Genomic DNA, 14,863 nt, shown 5'->3' with positions numbered 1-14,863 from the left:
GGTTCGACCGGGAAAGCCGCTCCGGGTCGCCGAGCAGCCGGGCCCCGCGTCAGCGGGGCTCGTGGGTGCCGGTCTCGTCGGGGGTGCGGGGGCGGGTGAGGCGGAAGACCTCCGGCGGGTGGCCCCACTCGTCCCGGCCCAGGCGCGACAGGGGCTTGAGGGCCTCCATCGTCGGGTGGTCGCCGTCCAGGGCCGAGGTGTGCACCGACACCAGACGGACGTCGCCCAGCACCAGCACGGAGTTCCCCAGCTCGTGCGTGGAGTGCAGCGTGCACTCGATCGACGCCGGCGACTGCGCCAGGCGCGGCGGGGCGACGCTCGTGCTGGGGGCGAGCTCGAGGCCGAGGTCGCCGGCCTCGTCGACCTCGGCGTCGTACGGCGCGGAGGAGTCGTTCACGGCGCCGAGCAGGTCGGCGGAGGCGACGTTGACCACGAACTCGCCGGTCGCGAGGACGTTGCGCAGGGTGTCCTTGTTGCCCACCGAGGTGAAGCACACGATCGGCGGGTCGGCGCAGGCGACGCTGTAGAACGAGTGGGGCGCGAGGTTGCCGACGCCGTCGGGGCCGACGGTGGAGACCCACGCGATGGGCCGCGGGACGACCACCGCGGTGAGCAGCTTGTAGGGGTTGACGCCCTCGTCGCCGACGCGGAACTCGCGCCGCTCCGGCTCAGTCAAGGGTCACCGACTCGATGGTCGCGTCGTCCTCGGCGGCGGGCGCACCGTCCGGGGCGCCGCCCTGGGCGCCCTCCTCCGCGATCGCGTCGATCACCTCGAGGCCCTCCTCGCTGATGCTGCCGAACACCGTGTAGTCCGGGGGCAGGGGCGAGTCGTCGTAGACCATGAAGAACTGCGAGCCGTTGGTGTCGGGGCCCGAGTTGGCCATGGCCAGCGTGCCCCGGCCGTAGGTGTCGTCGGGCGACGTCTCGTCGCCGAAGCTGTAGCCGGGCCCGCCCGTGCCGCGCAGCATCGGGTCCTCGGTCGGGTCCCCGCACTGCAGGACGAAGATGCCGTCCGTGGTGAGGCGGTGGCAGGGGGTGTCGTCGAAGTAGCCCTGCTCGGCCAGCGAGGTGAACGAGTTCACGGTGCAGGGGGCGTCGGCGGCGTCCAGGGTGATCGGGACGTCGCCCCCGCCCAGGGTGATGGTCGCGGCGACCTCCCCGGAGGCCTGCGCCTCGGTCGGCGGCGGGTCGACCTCACGGGCCGGCGGGCGGCCGTCGGCGGGATAGTCGCACTCGACGGTCTCGCCGCCCTCCGACGCGGTGGTCCCACCGTCGTCGCTGCCGCACGCCGACAGACCCAGGGACAGCAGGACCAGGCACGAGGCCACCGAGAGCGAACGCATGACCGCGAGCCTAGGAGGGCCGACCCAGGACCCCGGCGGGGGCCTACATCTCCTCGTGGACGTCGGGGTCGCCGCCGAACAGCCGTCCGTCGGGCTTCGCCAGCCCCGAGATCGCGGCCACCTCGTCGTCGGTGAGCTCGAAGCCGAACAGGTCGATGTTCTCCGCCTGGCGCGACGGGGTCGCGGACTTCGGGATCGGGACCGCCCCCAGCTGCAGCTGCCAGCGCAGGATCACCTGGCCGGGCTCCACCCCGTGCGCCTCGGCGGCGGCTGCCACCGGCTCCTCGCCGTACGGCGCCTGGCGCTTGCCCAGCGGGCTCCAGGACTCGGTGACGATGCCGCGGCGCTCGTGCTCGGCGCGCATCTCGGCCTGGGGGAAGTACGGGTGGAGCTCCACCTGGTTCACGGCCGGGGTCACGCCGGTCTCCTCGACGATCCGGTCCAGGTGGGCCGGGGCGAAGTTCGAGACGCCGATGGAACGGACGAGACCCTCGCGCTGCAGGTCGACCAGCGCGCGCCACGCCTCGCCGAACCTCCCGACGCTCGGGTTCGGCCAGTGGATCAGCTGGAGGTCGAGGTAGTCGGTGCGCAGCGTCTCGAGCGAGGTGCGCACGGAGGCGAGCGCGTCGTCGTAGCCGTGGTGGCGGCCGGGGATCTTGCTGGTGATGAACACGTCCTCGCGCGGCAGCCCGCTGCGTCGCACCGCCTCGCCGACGTCGCCCTCGTTGCCGTAGTTCACCGCCGTGTCGAGCAGCCGGTAGCCGAGCTCGAGGGCGCTCACCATCGCGGTGACGCCCTCCTCGCCGTCCAGCTGGTAGCAGCCGAGGCCCACCACCGGGATCTCGTGGCCGTCGTTGAGGGAGCGGGTCGGTACGGCGGTGCTCTGGCTCATGGGCACAAACTAGAGGGATGGAGGTCGTGACCGAGGTGTGGGACGCCGTCGTCTCACGCCAGCCGCGCCTCGACTCGACCTACGCCGTGGCCTCGGCCGCCGTCGCCCTCGCGCTCGTGCTCGTGCCCGGCCTGTGGCGCCGGGCCCGCCACCTGGTGACGATCGCCCACGAGGGCGGTCACGGGGTGGTCGCGCTGCTGACCGGCCGCCGGCTGGCGGGCATCCGGCTGCACTCCGACACCTCCGGCCTCACCGTCTCGAAGGGTCGGCCCACGGGGCCGGGGATGGTGCTGACGGCGCTCGCGGGCTACACCGCGCCGGCGCTGCTGGGCCTCGCCGCGGCGTACGGCGTGGCCGCGCGTCATCCCGTCGCGGTGCTGTGGGTCGCGCTCCTGCTGCTGGCCCTCCTGCTGCTGCAGATCCGCAACTTCTTCGGCTTGTACGCCGTCGGGCTGGCCGCCGCGGGCGTCTTCGCCGTGTCCTGGTGGGCGACGGGACAGGTGCAGTCGGTCGTCGCGCACGCGGGGGCGTGGTTCCTGCTGCTCGCCGCGCCGCGCACCGTCGTCGAGCTCGCGCGGACCCGCCGCAGCGGTGCCGGCCGGAGCTCGGACGCCGACGTCCTGGCCCGGCTCACGCGGGTGCCGGCCACGATCTGGGTGGTCCTGTTCGGCCTGGTCGCGCTCGGCGCGCTGGCGCTGGGCGGCTCGGCACTGCTGGCCGCTTCCCGCTGATCCACCCCCTGTGCCAGGGTCGAGGGGTGACCCAGGTCACGCCGCGTGTCTCCGGTGATCGAGACCGGCGCGGCAGCCGACAACCGAGGGAGAGCTGCATGTCAGGGAACCGCGTCGTCGTCTACAAGGGTCCGGGAGAGGTCGCCGTCGAGACCATCGACTACCCCAAGCTCGAGATCCCGAAGGAGGTCGCGCAGGGGATGGGCATCAAGCAGGCCGCCCCCCACGCCGTCATCCTCAAGCTCGTCACCACCAACATCTGCGGCTCGGACCAGCACATGGTCCGCGGCCGCACCACCGCCCCCGTCGGGCAGACGCTGGGCCACGAGATCACCGGCGAGGTGGTCGAGGTCGGTGACGACGTCCTGTTCGTCAAGCCCGGCGACATCTGCTCCGTGCCGTTCAACATCGCCTGCGGGCGCTGCCGGATGTGCAACGAGGGCAAGACCGGCATCTGCCTCAACGTGAACCCGGCCCGCGCGGGCGCGGCGTACGGCTACGTCGACATGGGCGGCTGGCTCGGCGGCCAGGCGGAGTACGTGATGATCCCGTTCGCCGACTTCAACCTGCTGAAGTTCCCCGACCGCGACCAGGCGCTGGAGAAAATCCTCGACCTGACGATGCTCTCCGACATCTTCCCGACCGGCTACCACGGCGCCTACACCGCCGGGGTGACCACCGGGTCGACGGTGTACGTCGCGGGCGCGGGCCCGGTCGGGCTCGCCGCCGCCCACGCGGCGCAGCTGCTCGGCGCGTCGGTCGTCATCGTCGGGGACATGCAGGCCGACCGTCTCGAGCAGGCGCGCAGCTTCGGCTGCGAGACCGTCGACCTCTCCAGCGGCAACTCGCTGGTCGACATGGTCGAGCAGGTCCTCGGCGAGCCCGAGGTCGACGCCGCCGTCGACGCGGTCGGCTTCGAGGCCCGTGGTCACGGCGAGGGCGCGGCCGAGGCCCCCGCGACGGTGCTGAACGACATCATGACGCTCGCGCGTGCCGGCGCCTCGCTGGGCATCCCGGGCCTCTACGTCACCGGCGACCCGGGTGCGGTGGACGACGCCGCGAAGGAGGGCCAGATCGGCGTGAAGCTCGGCCTGGGCTGGGCGAAGTCCCACGCGTTCGTCACCGGCCAGTGCCCGGTCAAGAAGTACAACCGGCAGCTGATGAACATGATCCTGGCCGACAAGGCGCACGTCGCGAAGGCGGTCAACGCCAAGACGATCGGCCTGGACGACGCTCCGCGCGGCTACCAGGAGTTCGACGCCGGGGCGGCGACGAAGTACGTCATCGACCCGCACGGGTACGTCGGCTCGGCCGCCTGACGACGACCCGGCTCGGCCCGTGGAAACGGGTCGAGCCGGGGCTCGCCGCCGGGCATCATGTCCGCGGTGAGCACTCCGGAGGACGAGGACCTGGTCAGCGAGCTGGTCCGTCTGCTGCGACGCGCGGGCGAGCTGAGGACGGAGCAGGGCGGTGAGCTCGCCGCGCTCCTCGACGAGCACCTGGGTCGCCCCGCGGCGGAGTGCACGATCGTCACCGACGGGGTCGCACCGTGGCGGCTCGTGGACGCCGACACGGCCCTCAGGACGCTGGACCCGCACGCCCGGCTGGTCGGGGTGACCGTGCCCCGGGGCTTCGACGGCGACCTGCGCGGTCTGCTGCTCAGCCGCAGGCCGGGGATCACGGTCGGCCCGGTGGACCACACCACCGTGCCCGTCGGACCCGGTCTCGAGCGTCGGGTCATGTCCAGCGGCGTGCGCCTCATGACGTACGAGGGCCGGCCCGTCGCCGTCCTGCAGCGGGCAGCCGACCCCGACTGGGGACGGCGCGCCACCACGCTGGAGGTCGTCGGCACCGACCCGGACCTGGTCGACGCGTTCCGGGCGGACGTCCGGCGCCTCATGGTCGAGCACAGCGTGCTGCGCGGCCAGGTGATGAGCTTCAGCGGCGGCGGGTTCGACGAGAACCTGGGCGGTCTGGTGTTCGTGGAGCCGCCGAGGGTCGCTGAGGCGGACGTCGTCCTGCCCGACGGGGTGCTCGACCGGCTGCACCGTCACGTCGGGGGCGTCGGCGAGCACCGGGCGCGGCTGCTCGCCGCGGGCCAGCACCTGAAGCGCGGCATCCTGCTGCACGGGCCCCCGGGCACGGGCAAGACCCACACGGTGCGGCACCTGGTCGGGCGGACGGACGGGGTGACGGTCTTCCTGCTGTCGGGGGCGTCGATGCGATGGGTCCGCGAGGCCTCGCGCCTCGCCCGCGCCCTCGAACCGGCGATGATCGTCCTGGAGGACTGCGACCTCATCGCGGAGGACCGGGGCATGGGCGGCGGCGGTGAGCTGCTGTTCGAGCTGCTGGAGGCGCTCGACGGGATGGACGGTGACGCCGACGTCGCGTTCGTCCTCACCACGAACCGACCCGACCTGCTCGAGCGCGCCCTGACCAGGCGCCCCGGCCGCATCGACCTCGCGGTCGAGGTGCCGCTCCCGGACGAGGCGGCGCGGGCCCGGCTGTTCGGCCTGTACGCCGCGGGACTCGGTCTCTCGGACGCCGTCCTGGCCGACGCCGCCGCGCGCGCCGAGGGTGTCACGGCGTCGTTCGCCAAGGAGCTGGTGCGTCGCGCCGTCCTGGTCGCGGCGGTCGCCGGGGAGGAGCTGGCCGACGTCCACCTGACGACGGCCCTCGACGAGCTCCTCGACGACCGTGAGGCCCTGACCCGCAGCCTGCTCGGCTCGGGCCAGCGGGCCACCGAGGACCAGGGCGACCTCGAGCCGGCGGGACGGGCCTACCTGGCGTACGTCGACGACGAGGAGGACGAGGGCGGCGCGAGCTGGTCGATGCGCTGGGAGTGACCGCGCCGACCCGGCTACGTGCTCTCCGCCAGCGCCTGGCGGACGACGGGCTCGAAGGCCTCCGCGATCGCGGCGTACCCGGCGTCGTTGGGGTGGAAGAAGTCCGGGGCGAGCCGACCCGACCACGACTGGGGGCCGGCGGTGCGCATGTCGACCATCCACAGCCGCCCCCGTCGTACGGCGGCCTCGACGTGGCGGTTGGCTCGCTCGGCCGCGGTCGCGGGCTGGGGGAGCGTCGCGACGACGGCGCCGTGGGGCAGGGCCTCGACGAGGCGGCGGAAGGCGTCGGGCAGGGCGTCGCGCACGGTGCGACCGGCGAACAGGTCGTTCGAGCCGATCATCACGGTGACCAGGTCGGGACCGGCGCCCGGGCCCGGGGCGGGCGGCAGCCCGGCCATCACGGGGAGCTGCTGGTCGACGACGTCGAGCGTGCGGGCGCCGGTCGCGGACAGGTTGACGACGTTGGGCGGGGCGGCGTCACCGAGGAGCCCGACCAGGTGGCCGACCCAGCCGCCGTCCACGTGGGAGGCGCCGACGCCCTGGGCCATCGAGTCCCCGAGCACGATCCACCGCCGACCCGGTCGGGCGATGGTCTCGCCGTTGCGGGCGTGCCAGGCGTCGGCGTACGGCTCGACCTGCGCGCGGACCTTCGCCACCCCGGGCAGGACGCGCCCGAGGACCCGCAGGACCCGACCCGAGGGCCTGCCCGTCCGGTTGTCGTAGGTCAGGCCTCCGACCTCCGTCACCGCGCCAGGACCTCCCGCAGCAGGTGGAGCACGGACACGACGGTGCGCCGCCGCACGTGGTCCCGGTCACCCCCGAGCTGCAGGCGACGGGGATGGACGCCGTCCGGACCCGCCACGGCGACGTGCACCAGCCCGACCGGCTTCTCCGGCGTGCCGCCACCGGGACCCGCGACGCCGGTGACGCCGATGCCGTACGTCGCGTCGTACCGCTCCCGGACGCCCTCGGCGAGGGCGACCGCGACCTCCTCGCTGACGGCACCGACACGCTCGATCGTCTCCGCGGGCACACCGACATGGTCGGTCTTCACGTCGTTCGCGTAGGCGACGACCCCGCCCCGCAGGTACGCCGAGGAGCCGGGGCGGTCCGCCAGGCGACCGGCGACCAGGCCGGCCGTGCACGACTCCGCCGTCGCGACCGTCGCACCGGCGGCGATCAGCGCCTCGGCCACGAGGTCGTCGACCCGTTCGCCCGCCGGCGAGAACACGGCGTCGCCGAAGCGGTCGGTCAGCGCGGCGACGAGGGCGTCGGTCCGCTCCTGGGCCGCGGGGGAGTGGCGGACGACGACCTCCAGCTCGCCGTCGCGCAGGCAGGTGGTGACCTCGAGGTCGTCGAGCGCGCCCGGGTGGGTCTCCTCGTGGTCGCGCAGCAGCGCGGCCAGCTCGGCCTCGGGCGGCCCCCACAGCCGCACGGTGCTCTGCCGCAGCTCCTCGGCGCCGGACAGGGCCTCGCGCACCAGGGGGTGGTCGACGGCGTCGGTCCACATGGGCTGCAGCTCGCGGGGCGGCCCGGGCAGGACGACGACCACGGGCCCGTCCTCGTTCGCGGGGACGACGAGCCCCGGGGCGGTGCCGACGGGCTCGAGCACGCCGGCGCCCTCGGGGACCATCGCCTGCTTGCGGATGCCCGCGGTGAAGGCGTCGCTGTCGCCGTCCCAGCCGCGCTGTCGGGCGATGCCGGTGGCGATCGCGGAGACCCGCTCCTCGAGGTCGACGTCCAGCCGCGTCGGGCGGCCGCGCAGGTCGGCGACGACCTGGGCGGTCAGGTCGTCCGCCGTCGGCCCGAGTCCGCCGGAGGTGAGGACGAGGTCGTGGTCGGCCAGGGACCGCAGGGCCGCCACGAGGTCGTCGGGTCGGTCGCCGACCACCACGATGCGACCGACGTCGACGCCGCGGGAGCGGAGGTCCTCGGCCAGCCAGGGCCCGTTCGCGTCGGCGACCCGGCCGGTGAGCACCTCGGTGCCGGTGACGACGATCCCCGCGCGCGCAGTCATGCCCCCGAGTCTAGGAAGCGGTCCACGACCGCTCGTGGGCGTCGATCTCCGCGAGCAGCGGCGCCTGCTCCGCGGCGGGCAGGAACGAGGTGCGCACCGAGGCCCGCGCCAGCTCGGTGACGCCGGCGCGGTCGAGGCCGAGCAGGTCGGCGGCGACGACGTACTCGTCGGCGAGGGTGGTGGAGAACATCGGCGGGTCGTCGGAGCCGATGCTCAGCGCGACCCCGGCGGCGACCAGCGTCGGCAGCGGGTGCTCGGCCAACGAGGCCACGGCGCCGGTGCGGACGTTCGACGTCGGGCAGACCTCCAGCGCGATCTGGTGCTCGACCAGGTGCGCCATGAGGGCCGGGTCCTGGGCGGCCGCGATGCCGTGGCCGATGCGCTCGGCGCCGAGGTGGGTGATCGCGTCCCACATCGTCTGCGGGCCGGTGGTCTCGCCGGCGTGCGGCATCGAGTGCAGCCCCTCGGCGCGGGCGGCGTCGAAGTACGGCGCGAACTGCGGCCGCGGCACCCCGATCTCGGGCCCGCCGAGACCGAAGGCGACCAGGCCGTCCGGGCGCTGGGTGAGAGCGACGTCGAGGGTGCCCTCGGCCGCGGGCAGCCCGGCCTCGCCCGGGATGTCGAAGCACCAGCGCAGCTGCGTGCCCACGTCGCGGGCCACGCGGTGGCGGGCGTCCTCGATGGCCTCGCAGAAGGCGGCGGCGTCCATGCCGCGCGAGGTGTGGTTGTACGGCGTCACCGTGAGCTCGGCGTACCGGACGCCCTGCCCGGCCATGTCGACCCCGATGTCGTAGGTGAGGTCGGCGACGTCCTGCGGGTCGCGGATCAGGTCCACCACGGACAGGTAGACCTCGATGAAGTGGGCGAAGTCGGTGAACGTGAAGTAGTCGGCGAGCAGCGCCGGGTCGGCCGGGACGGCGGTCGAGCCCTCGTGCCGCGCGGCGAGGCGCGCCACCGTCTGCGGGCTGGCCGACCCCACCTGGTGCACGTGCAGCTCCGCCTTGGGCAGCGAGACGATGTAGGGACGCAGGTCCGTGGTGGGCCCGAGCGGGCCGTCGGTGGGCATGACGGCAGGCTAGGAGGGCCGTGGCGGGCGCCGACGGGGGCCACCCGGGTGGTCTAGTCCGCCCCCGCCAGGGCGCTGGTTCCTTGCTACTTTCCGGCCATGTCAGCGATCACCGTGCGCCGCCTGCCCGAAGGGGTGAAGCAGCGACTGCGGCTGCGGGCCGCGGCGAACGGGCGCTCGATGGAGGCCGAGGCCCGCCACATCCTGGTGGACGCCCTGCACGCCGACCGCCGCGTGGACCTCGACTGGGTCGACGGGCTCATGGCCGTCGGCGCGGAGTTCGGAGGCGTGGAGGTGCCCGACGTGCCCGACGACACCGCCGGCGCCGCCCGCTTCGACGGGTCGTGATCGTCCTCGACACCGGGCTCCTCGCCGAGCTCGTGCGCGGGCCGCGCGCCGACCCCGCCGTGCTCGCCTGGGTGCGGAACCTGGCCGAGCAGCCGGTGTCCACCGTCGTCAACCGCGCCGAGCTGCTGGCCGGCATCGCCATGCTGCCGGACGGCAACCGTCGTACGGCCCTCACGACGGCGGTCGAGGACGCCCTCGCCGACCTCGCGGTCTGCCTGCCGTTCAGCACGGACTGCACGATCGTCTACGCCCGCATGGTCGCTGCCCGCGCCGCCACCGACCGCCCGTTGACCACCCGCACCGCGATGGTCGCCGCCATCGCCTCCGTCAACGGCGCGGCGCTCGCCACCACCGACCCGGCGGCGTACGACGGCCTCCCCGTGGGCGAGCCGCCCCCCCCCCGGGGGGGCGCCGGACCCCGCCGGGGGGGGGGGGGGGGGCCCGGCCCGCCCCCCCCCGGCCGGGGTCAGGCCGGTGGGACCCGCCGCTGCATGACGCAGTCGAACTGTCCCTTGGGGCGGTCGTAGGTGAAGCCCACGCGCTCGTACATCCGCCGGGTGCCGTTGTAGAGGAACGACGAGGAGGTCTTCCTGCCCTCCTTGAGAGCCATGTCGTGGGGGTAGCCCTCGACCAGGCCTCCGCCGTGGGAGGCGATCAGGTCGACGGCGCCGCGCAGCGCGACCTCGGCGAGACCCTGGCGGCGGTGGTGCTTGAGGACCTGGATGCACGTCACCCGCCAGTCGGGGTCGGCGACCTTGGTGGCGTCGTACTGCTTGCGGTGGTGGATGTTCGCGAGCTCCGGTGGTGGCCCGTACTGCGCATAGGCGACGGCGTGGCCGTCCCGGACCACGAGAGCGGCGTGGGCGGACCCCTCCTCGACGAGGCGCTGCTTCAGCGCGCGGTTGTCCTTCGTCTGGTCGACGAGCCCGTCCGGCGCCCAGGGCGGGTCCGGGTGGAAGTGCACGCACCAGCACCCGCCGAACAGACCGCCCTGCCGCTCGAAGAACTCCGCGAACAGCGGCCACGTCGTCGCCGAGAGCTCCTCGATCCCCGTGTCGGCCATCCCCGCAGGTTAGGTGGGTTCGGCACACTCGTGCCATGAGTCACTGGCCCCGTCGCCTCCTGACCGCGGCCGCCGGCCTCGGCGTGCTCGGTGTCGCCTCGGTGGTCGTGGCCAACCTGGTGGTCGTGCAGCGCACCGACCAGCACGTGACCGGCGACCTCCGCGCCGTCGAGGAGGCCCAGGTGGCGATCGTGCCGGGCTCGCTGGTGCGCGGGGACGGCACGCTCGGTGACGTCGTCGCGGAGCGGGTCGGCGCCGCGGTCGCGCTGTACGACGCGGGCGCCGTGGACGCCCTCCTGGTCTCCGGCGACAACGGCACCGCGGAGTACAACGAGCCGGACGCGATGCGCGACGCGGCCCTGGCCGCGGGGGTGCCCGCCGAGGACGTCTTCACCGACTACGCCGGGTTCAGCACCTGGGCGACCATGCGCCGGGCGCGGGAGGTCTTCGACGTCGACACCGCCGTCGTCGTCACCCAGGACGCCTACGCCGCCCGGTCCGTCGACCTCGCCCGTGCGGCCGGCATCGAGGCGACGGCGTACGAGTCGGGGAGCGCGGGCGGGGGTCTGCGCGAGGTCCTCGCCCGGGTCCGGGGCCTGGGCCAGGCGACCTGGCGACCGGAGGTGACCGGCGGTGAGACCATCCCGATCACCGGCGACGGCCGTGCGTCCTGGGCTGACGCCCCCGCCTGACGCCCCCGTCTGACGACGCGCCCCGCCTCAGTCGGCTCGCCCGGAGCCGTAGTCGGCGTACACCCGCCGGGCCGCGCCATCCACCGTCATGAACCCGCCGTACGGGACGATCCACTGCGGCCGCGTGTGCCCGAACGGCGGCCCGACCACCACCACGGCGTCGGGGTTGTAGCGGCTGACGACCTCGATCGCGGTGTCGCGCTGCTCGTCCCGCTTCGCCCGCCGCACGTCGGGGCCGGGGCGGGTCTCGAAGTCGGACGTCGGGGGGCGGGCGACCACCACCGCGTCAACCGCCGCGAGCAGGCCGCGCTCGCCGAGCGAGCGCACGATGAAGCCGAACTCGCGGGCGGGGATCAGCTCCTCGGAGGACTCCAGCAGCAGCACGCCCCCGTCGACGACCGCGGGGTCGGTGGGGAAGCGTCCTGCGGTGAGGACCCACTGCACGACCTCGACGCACCCGCCCCAGGTGCGACCGGTGACGGAGCGTGCGGGCCCGGCCCACGTCCAGGGCTCGGTGGGCTCCCGCTCGCCGTGCTCGGTGAGCGCGCGGGGGTCCTGCCAGTCGTGGCCGACGTCCTCCGACTCGCCGGGCTCGGTGACCTCGAGCCGCTCCCCGGTGAGCAGCGCGGCGCGCAGCGACGCCGCGTGGACCGGGTCGACCCGCGGCCCGGGGCCGAGGTGGACCTGCGTCGACCCCCCGTAGAACCCGGGCACGCCGAGCGTCCACAGCCAGCTCAGGACGTTGGTGTTGTCGCTGTAGCCGAGGAACGGCTTCGGGTCGCGGCGGACGGCGTCGGCGTCGAGGTGGGGCACGACGGTGATCTGGTCCTCCCCGCCGACGACGGCCAGCACGGCGCGGATCGCCGGGTCCGCGAACGCGGCGTTGAGGTCGGCGGCGCGGTCGAGGGCCGACGCCCCGAGGCGACGGGTCGTGGGGTACTCCACGGGCTCCAGGCCGGTGAGCTCGGCCAGCCGCCGCATCGCCTGCTCGTGGACGGCGGGGGCCACCGCCGGCGCCGCGAACGACGGCGCGACGACGGCCACGCGGTCGCCCGCCCGGGCCTTGGGTACGGCGAGGAAGTCCATGGTCCGACGGTAGGCCTCACCCCGTCCGTGCCGCCCGGGCGTCCCGTCGTGCCGTGGCGGGTGGGCGCCACCACCGCGTCGGGGCCGATGAGTTCCGGACGCGACGCAGGTCATCCGGTCATGGGCCAGCTCCTCTACTCCATGATCACCTCCCTGGACGGCTACGCGATCGCGGCGGACGGGGACCTCGGCGGCGGCGAGGGCGACGACGAGGAGCTGCACCGCTTCGTCGACGAGACCTTCCGCGGCGTCGGGACCTACCTCTACGGGCGCCGGATGTACGAGACGATGGTGTTCTGGGAGACGGCGGACGCCGACCCCGCGCTCCCCGCCTACGTGCGTGACTACGCGCGGGGGTGGCAGGCCGCGGAGAAGGTCGTCTTCTCCACGACCCTGGACGCCGTCTCCAGTGCCCGCACACGCGTCGAGCGCAGCTTCGACCCCGATCTCGTCCGTCGGATGAAGGCGGAGTCGGACCACGACCTGACCGTCGACGGGCCGACCCTCGCAGCCCAGGCGATCCGGGCGGGGCTGGTCGACGAGTACCACCTGTTCACCACGAGCACCGTGGTCGGCGGCGGCGTCCGCTTCTTCCCCGACGGCGTCCGACTCGAGCTCGCGCTCGTCGAGCAGCGCACGCTCGGAAACCGGATGACCTACACCCGCTACCGGTCGTAGCGTCGGCGCGGTGGGGGAGCGCAACTACCTGGTCGAGGGTGTGTCGGGCACGGGCAAGACGTCCGTCTGCCACGCGCTCCGGGCCCGTGGCTTCCACGCCGTGAACGGTGACCGTGAGCTCGCCCACCGGGGCGACCCGGTGACGGGCGGGCCCACCGCCGCCGCCCGGCACTGGCACCACCTGTGGTCGGTCGACCGGCTCCGCGCGATGGTCGCCGACGCCACCGAGCCGGTGAGCTTCTTCTGCGGCGGCTCACGCAACCACCCCACGTTCCTGGACCTCTTCGACGCCGTCGTCGTCCTCCAGGTCGACGTCGGGACCCTCACCTCCCGCCTGGCGGCGCGGGGGGACGACGAGTTCGGTGGCTCCGAGGACGAGCGGGACCTCGTGCTGCGGCTGCACCGCACCGGGGAGGACACGCCCCCGGCCGACCTCGTGGTCGACGCGACCGCGCCGCTCGAGGAGGTCGTGGACCGGATCCTCGACGGGTTGGGCCTCCCGGCGACGGCGACCCGCTGAGCGCTCAGCCGTCCTGGGCCCCCGCCGCGCGCCAGCGGCGCACGGCGTCGACCACGTCGCCCGAGCGGCCCCGGGTGAGGTCGCGGTCGCGGTACGGCGACGTCGAGCCGCGGGCGGCGGGCGCACTGTGGTGGATCCTCTGGGCCAGGTCGTCGAGGTAGGCGCGCCCGCCGCGCTCCAGCCCGGTGCGCTCGGAGTCGGTGAGCTCGACGAGGACCGAGTAGTCGAACGCGCTGTGGGAGCAGTGCACGTCGAGCAGGAGCGCGTCGCCGTCGGCCAGCAGGAACCAGCGCGACGGGCCGTGGTCGACCACGTGCAGGCCGTCCCGGTCCGACGCGGGGGGCTCGTGCGAGGTCATGGCGCGAGCCTCGCAGGTCCGGACCCGTCAGGGGGTGATGGTCACCTCGACCACCGGGTCGTCGTCCAGGCGCGCCCACAGCTCGACGTCGCGGCGGGTGCCGTCCTCCCCGAGCCGCGAGCGCAGGGTGCCCTCGTGGCGCAGTCCCGCCTCCGCGTAGGCGGTGGCGAGCAGGTCGTCCTCCGGTGCGGCGAGGGCGGTCAGGCGGTGCAGGCCGAGCACGCGGGTGCCGTGCTCGACGGCGTGCCGGACGCCGGCGACGGCCTCCTCGACGCTGGCGGGGTCGTCGACGTACACCTCGGCCGCCGAGTGACCCGCGTCCAGGTGCCGTACGCCGCACCGCACCGCCCGCCCCTCGGCGACGACGCTCAGCGACGAGCCGTCCACGGCCGGGCCGCGGCGCCCGAGGCGACGCAACCCGTGCTTCAGCCGGCTGGCCGCGTACTTCGCCAGGGCGACACGGCAGCCGGGGGAGGAGGGCAGGTGGTCGACCCGCCGGCTGCGGCGCGGCACGCGGTCCGCGGCGCCCTCGGAGCGGGTGGCCGGGCGTCGGGCGAGCAGGCCCCCGCGCGGGCGGTCGTCGGCGTGGAGGGACAGCAGCCGGTGGTCGCCCCACCCGCCGCTGATGTGGGAGTAGCCGCGCATCGTGGCCTCGGGGGTGAACCCGACGTGCTCCGCGGTGACGGCGGCCGGCACGTTCGCGGTGCTGACGGGAGCGGTCACGACGTCCAGGCCCAGGTGGTCGAAGGCGTGGTCGACGATCGCGCACACGGCAGTGGCGGCCACGTCGCGTCGGGCCACCGCGCGGTCCACCCACACGCCCACCTCGGCGGTCCGCGCCCCGGGGTCGATCCCGGTCAGCGTCACCTGCCCGGCGAAGCGCCCGTCGACCTCGACGACGAACGACAACCCGCTCCCCGCCGCGGCCTCGTGGCGCAGGTCGTTGACCTCACGGGCCCAGCGCCACTCCGTGTGCTGCTCCGCCCAGGTCAGCTCGGAGCTGGGCCAGAAGCGCTTGATCGCCCGCTCGTTGCGGAGCCGGACCTCCCGCCACTGCGCGTGGTCGGAGTAGAGCGGCGGACGGAGCACGAGCAGACCCCCGGCCACCGGGATCGGCCCCAGCTCCAGCGCAGCGAACGGGGGAAGCAGGGCGGAGGGTCCGCGCCGACCGGCGGCGGACGCGCTGGACGGACCGTGGTGCGCACTCGACACGGGCCGAGGCT

Annotated in this window: 18 protein-coding genes; 8 read left to right on the top strand and 10 right to left on the bottom strand. The window is 74.5% G+C overall.

The genetic code is table 11. The features are described 5' to 3' along the window. Positions 1 to 49 precede the first annotated feature (49 nt). Genes MJ876_RS10540 through MJ876_RS10530 form a run of 3 tightly spaced genes read right to left on the bottom strand, consistent with a single transcriptional unit; the run spans position 50 to position 2,235 of the window. A complete protein-coding gene (locus tag MJ876_RS10540; protein ID WP_240236239.1) occupies positions 50 to 676 on the bottom strand; it encodes a flavin reductase family protein in 627 nt (208 codons plus the stop codon). Continuing rightward, on the bottom strand, positions 669 to 1,343 hold the full coding sequence (locus tag MJ876_RS10535; protein ID WP_240236238.1) for a peptidylprolyl isomerase: 675 nt from the start codon (positions 1,341 to 1,343) through the stop codon (positions 669 to 671). The genes MJ876_RS10540 and MJ876_RS10535 overlap by 8 nt, the downstream gene beginning before the upstream one ends. A 43-nt stretch (positions 1,344 to 1,386) precedes the next feature. Next, positions 1,387 to 2,235, bottom strand: coding sequence for an aldo/keto reductase (locus MJ876_RS10530; RefSeq protein WP_240236237.1), 849 nt, complete (start codon positions 2,233 to 2,235; stop codon positions 1,387 to 1,389). Positions 2,236 to 2,252: 17 nt separating this feature from the next. Between MJ876_RS10530 and MJ876_RS10525 the strand changes: the two genes are divergently transcribed. The 3 genes from MJ876_RS10525 (at position 2,253) to MJ876_RS22215 (ending at position 5,812) form a co-directional block, all read left to right on the top strand. Continuing rightward, complete coding sequence (locus MJ876_RS10525) at positions 2,253 to 2,966, top strand: M50 family metallopeptidase (protein WP_240236236.1); 714 nt, start codon at positions 2,253 to 2,255, stop codon at positions 2,964 to 2,966. A 98-nt stretch (positions 2,967 to 3,064) separates the two neighbouring features. Next, complete coding sequence (fdhA, locus tag MJ876_RS10520) at positions 3,065 to 4,285, top strand: formaldehyde dehydrogenase, glutathione-independent (RefSeq protein ID WP_240236235.1); 1,221 nt, start codon at positions 3,065 to 3,067, stop codon at positions 4,283 to 4,285. 66 nt (positions 4,286 to 4,351) lie between these two features. Beyond that, the gene (locus MJ876_RS22215) at positions 4,352 to 5,812 is read left to right on the top strand and encodes an ATP-binding protein (RefSeq protein ID WP_240236234.1); all 1,461 of its coding nucleotides are present in this window, start codon (positions 4,352 to 4,354) and stop codon (positions 5,810 to 5,812) included. Positions 5,813 to 5,826: 14 nt separating this feature from the next. Here MJ876_RS22215 and MJ876_RS10510 read toward each other — a convergent pair whose 3' ends face one another. The 3 genes from MJ876_RS10510 to MJ876_RS10500 are packed head-to-tail and all read right to left on the bottom strand — an operon-like array spanning position 5,827 to position 8,895. Beyond that, a complete protein-coding gene (locus MJ876_RS10510; protein ID WP_240236233.1) occupies positions 5,827 to 6,558 on the bottom strand; it encodes an SGNH/GDSL hydrolase family protein in 732 nt (243 codons plus the stop codon). Beyond that, a complete protein-coding gene (locus MJ876_RS10505) occupies positions 6,555 to 7,829 on the bottom strand; it encodes a competence/damage-inducible protein A (protein WP_240236232.1) in 1,275 nt (424 codons plus the stop codon). Before MJ876_RS10505 ends, MJ876_RS10510 begins: the two co-directional genes overlap by 4 nt. Before the next feature lie 10 nt (positions 7,830 to 7,839). Continuing rightward, complete coding sequence (locus tag MJ876_RS10500; protein ID WP_240236231.1) at positions 7,840 to 8,895, bottom strand: adenosine deaminase; 1,056 nt, start codon at positions 8,893 to 8,895, stop codon at positions 7,840 to 7,842. A 99-nt stretch (positions 8,896 to 8,994) separates the two neighbouring features. Here MJ876_RS10500 and MJ876_RS10495 point away from each other — a divergent pair, with 99 nt between their 5' ends. Then, positions 8,995 to 9,243, top strand: a complete 249-nt coding sequence (locus MJ876_RS10495; protein ID WP_240236230.1) for an Arc family DNA-binding protein — start codon at positions 8,995 to 8,997, stop codon at positions 9,241 to 9,243. Next, positions 9,240 to 9,770 (top strand): PIN domain-containing protein, encoded by a 531-nt coding sequence (locus MJ876_RS10490; protein ID WP_240236229.1) that lies wholly within the window; start codon positions 9,240 to 9,242, stop codon positions 9,768 to 9,770. Before MJ876_RS10495 ends, MJ876_RS10490 begins: the two co-directional genes overlap by 4 nt. Here the strand turns inward: MJ876_RS10490 and MJ876_RS10485 are convergent. Next, a complete protein-coding gene (locus MJ876_RS10485; protein WP_240236228.1) occupies positions 9,710 to 10,306 on the bottom strand; it encodes a GNAT family N-acetyltransferase in 597 nt (198 codons plus the stop codon). The two genes, MJ876_RS10490 and MJ876_RS10485, sit on opposite strands and share 61 nt — an antisense overlap. A gap of 35 nt (positions 10,307 to 10,341) precedes the next feature. Between MJ876_RS10485 and MJ876_RS10480 the strand changes: the two genes are divergently transcribed. Beyond that, positions 10,342 to 10,998, top strand: coding sequence for a vancomycin high temperature exclusion protein (locus tag MJ876_RS10480; RefSeq protein WP_240236227.1), 657 nt, complete (start codon positions 10,342 to 10,344; stop codon positions 10,996 to 10,998). A 27-nt stretch (positions 10,999 to 11,025) separates the two neighbouring features. Here the strand turns inward: MJ876_RS10480 and MJ876_RS10475 are convergent, their stop codons facing one another. Continuing rightward, positions 11,026 to 12,084, bottom strand: a complete 1,059-nt coding sequence (locus MJ876_RS10475; protein WP_240236226.1) for an LD-carboxypeptidase — start codon at positions 12,082 to 12,084, stop codon at positions 11,026 to 11,028. 120 nt (positions 12,085 to 12,204) lie between these two features. On the opposite strand from MJ876_RS10475, the gene MJ876_RS10470 reads away from it, so the two are divergent. After that, entirely contained in the window at positions 12,205 to 12,762 is a 558-nt protein-coding gene (locus MJ876_RS10470) for a dihydrofolate reductase family protein (RefSeq protein ID WP_240236225.1), read from the top strand. A gap of 10 nt (positions 12,763 to 12,772) precedes the next feature. Next, the gene (locus MJ876_RS10465) at positions 12,773 to 13,282 is read left to right on the top strand and encodes an AAA family ATPase (protein WP_240236224.1); all 510 of its coding nucleotides are present in this window, start codon (positions 12,773 to 12,775) and stop codon (positions 13,280 to 13,282) included. Between the two features lie 4 nt (positions 13,283 to 13,286). On the opposite strand, the gene MJ876_RS10460 is transcribed toward MJ876_RS10465, so the two are convergent. Beyond that, positions 13,287 to 13,640, bottom strand: a complete 354-nt coding sequence (locus MJ876_RS10460) for a hypothetical protein (RefSeq protein ID WP_240236223.1) — start codon at positions 13,638 to 13,640, stop codon at positions 13,287 to 13,289. Between the two features lie 27 nt (positions 13,641 to 13,667). After that, positions 13,668 to 14,852, bottom strand: a complete 1,185-nt coding sequence (locus tag MJ876_RS10455) for a GNAT family N-acetyltransferase (RefSeq protein ID WP_240236222.1) — start codon at positions 14,850 to 14,852, stop codon at positions 13,668 to 13,670. Positions 14,853 to 14,863 lie beyond the last annotated feature (11 nt).

Origin of the sequence: Nocardioides sp. CFH 31398 (assembly GCF_022436705.1) — a bacterium.
In the GTDB taxonomy this organism is placed as follows: Bacteria; Actinomycetota; Actinomycetes; order Propionibacteriales; family Nocardioidaceae; genus Nocardioides.
This window is presented reverse-complemented; position numbering and strand designations above follow the sequence as displayed.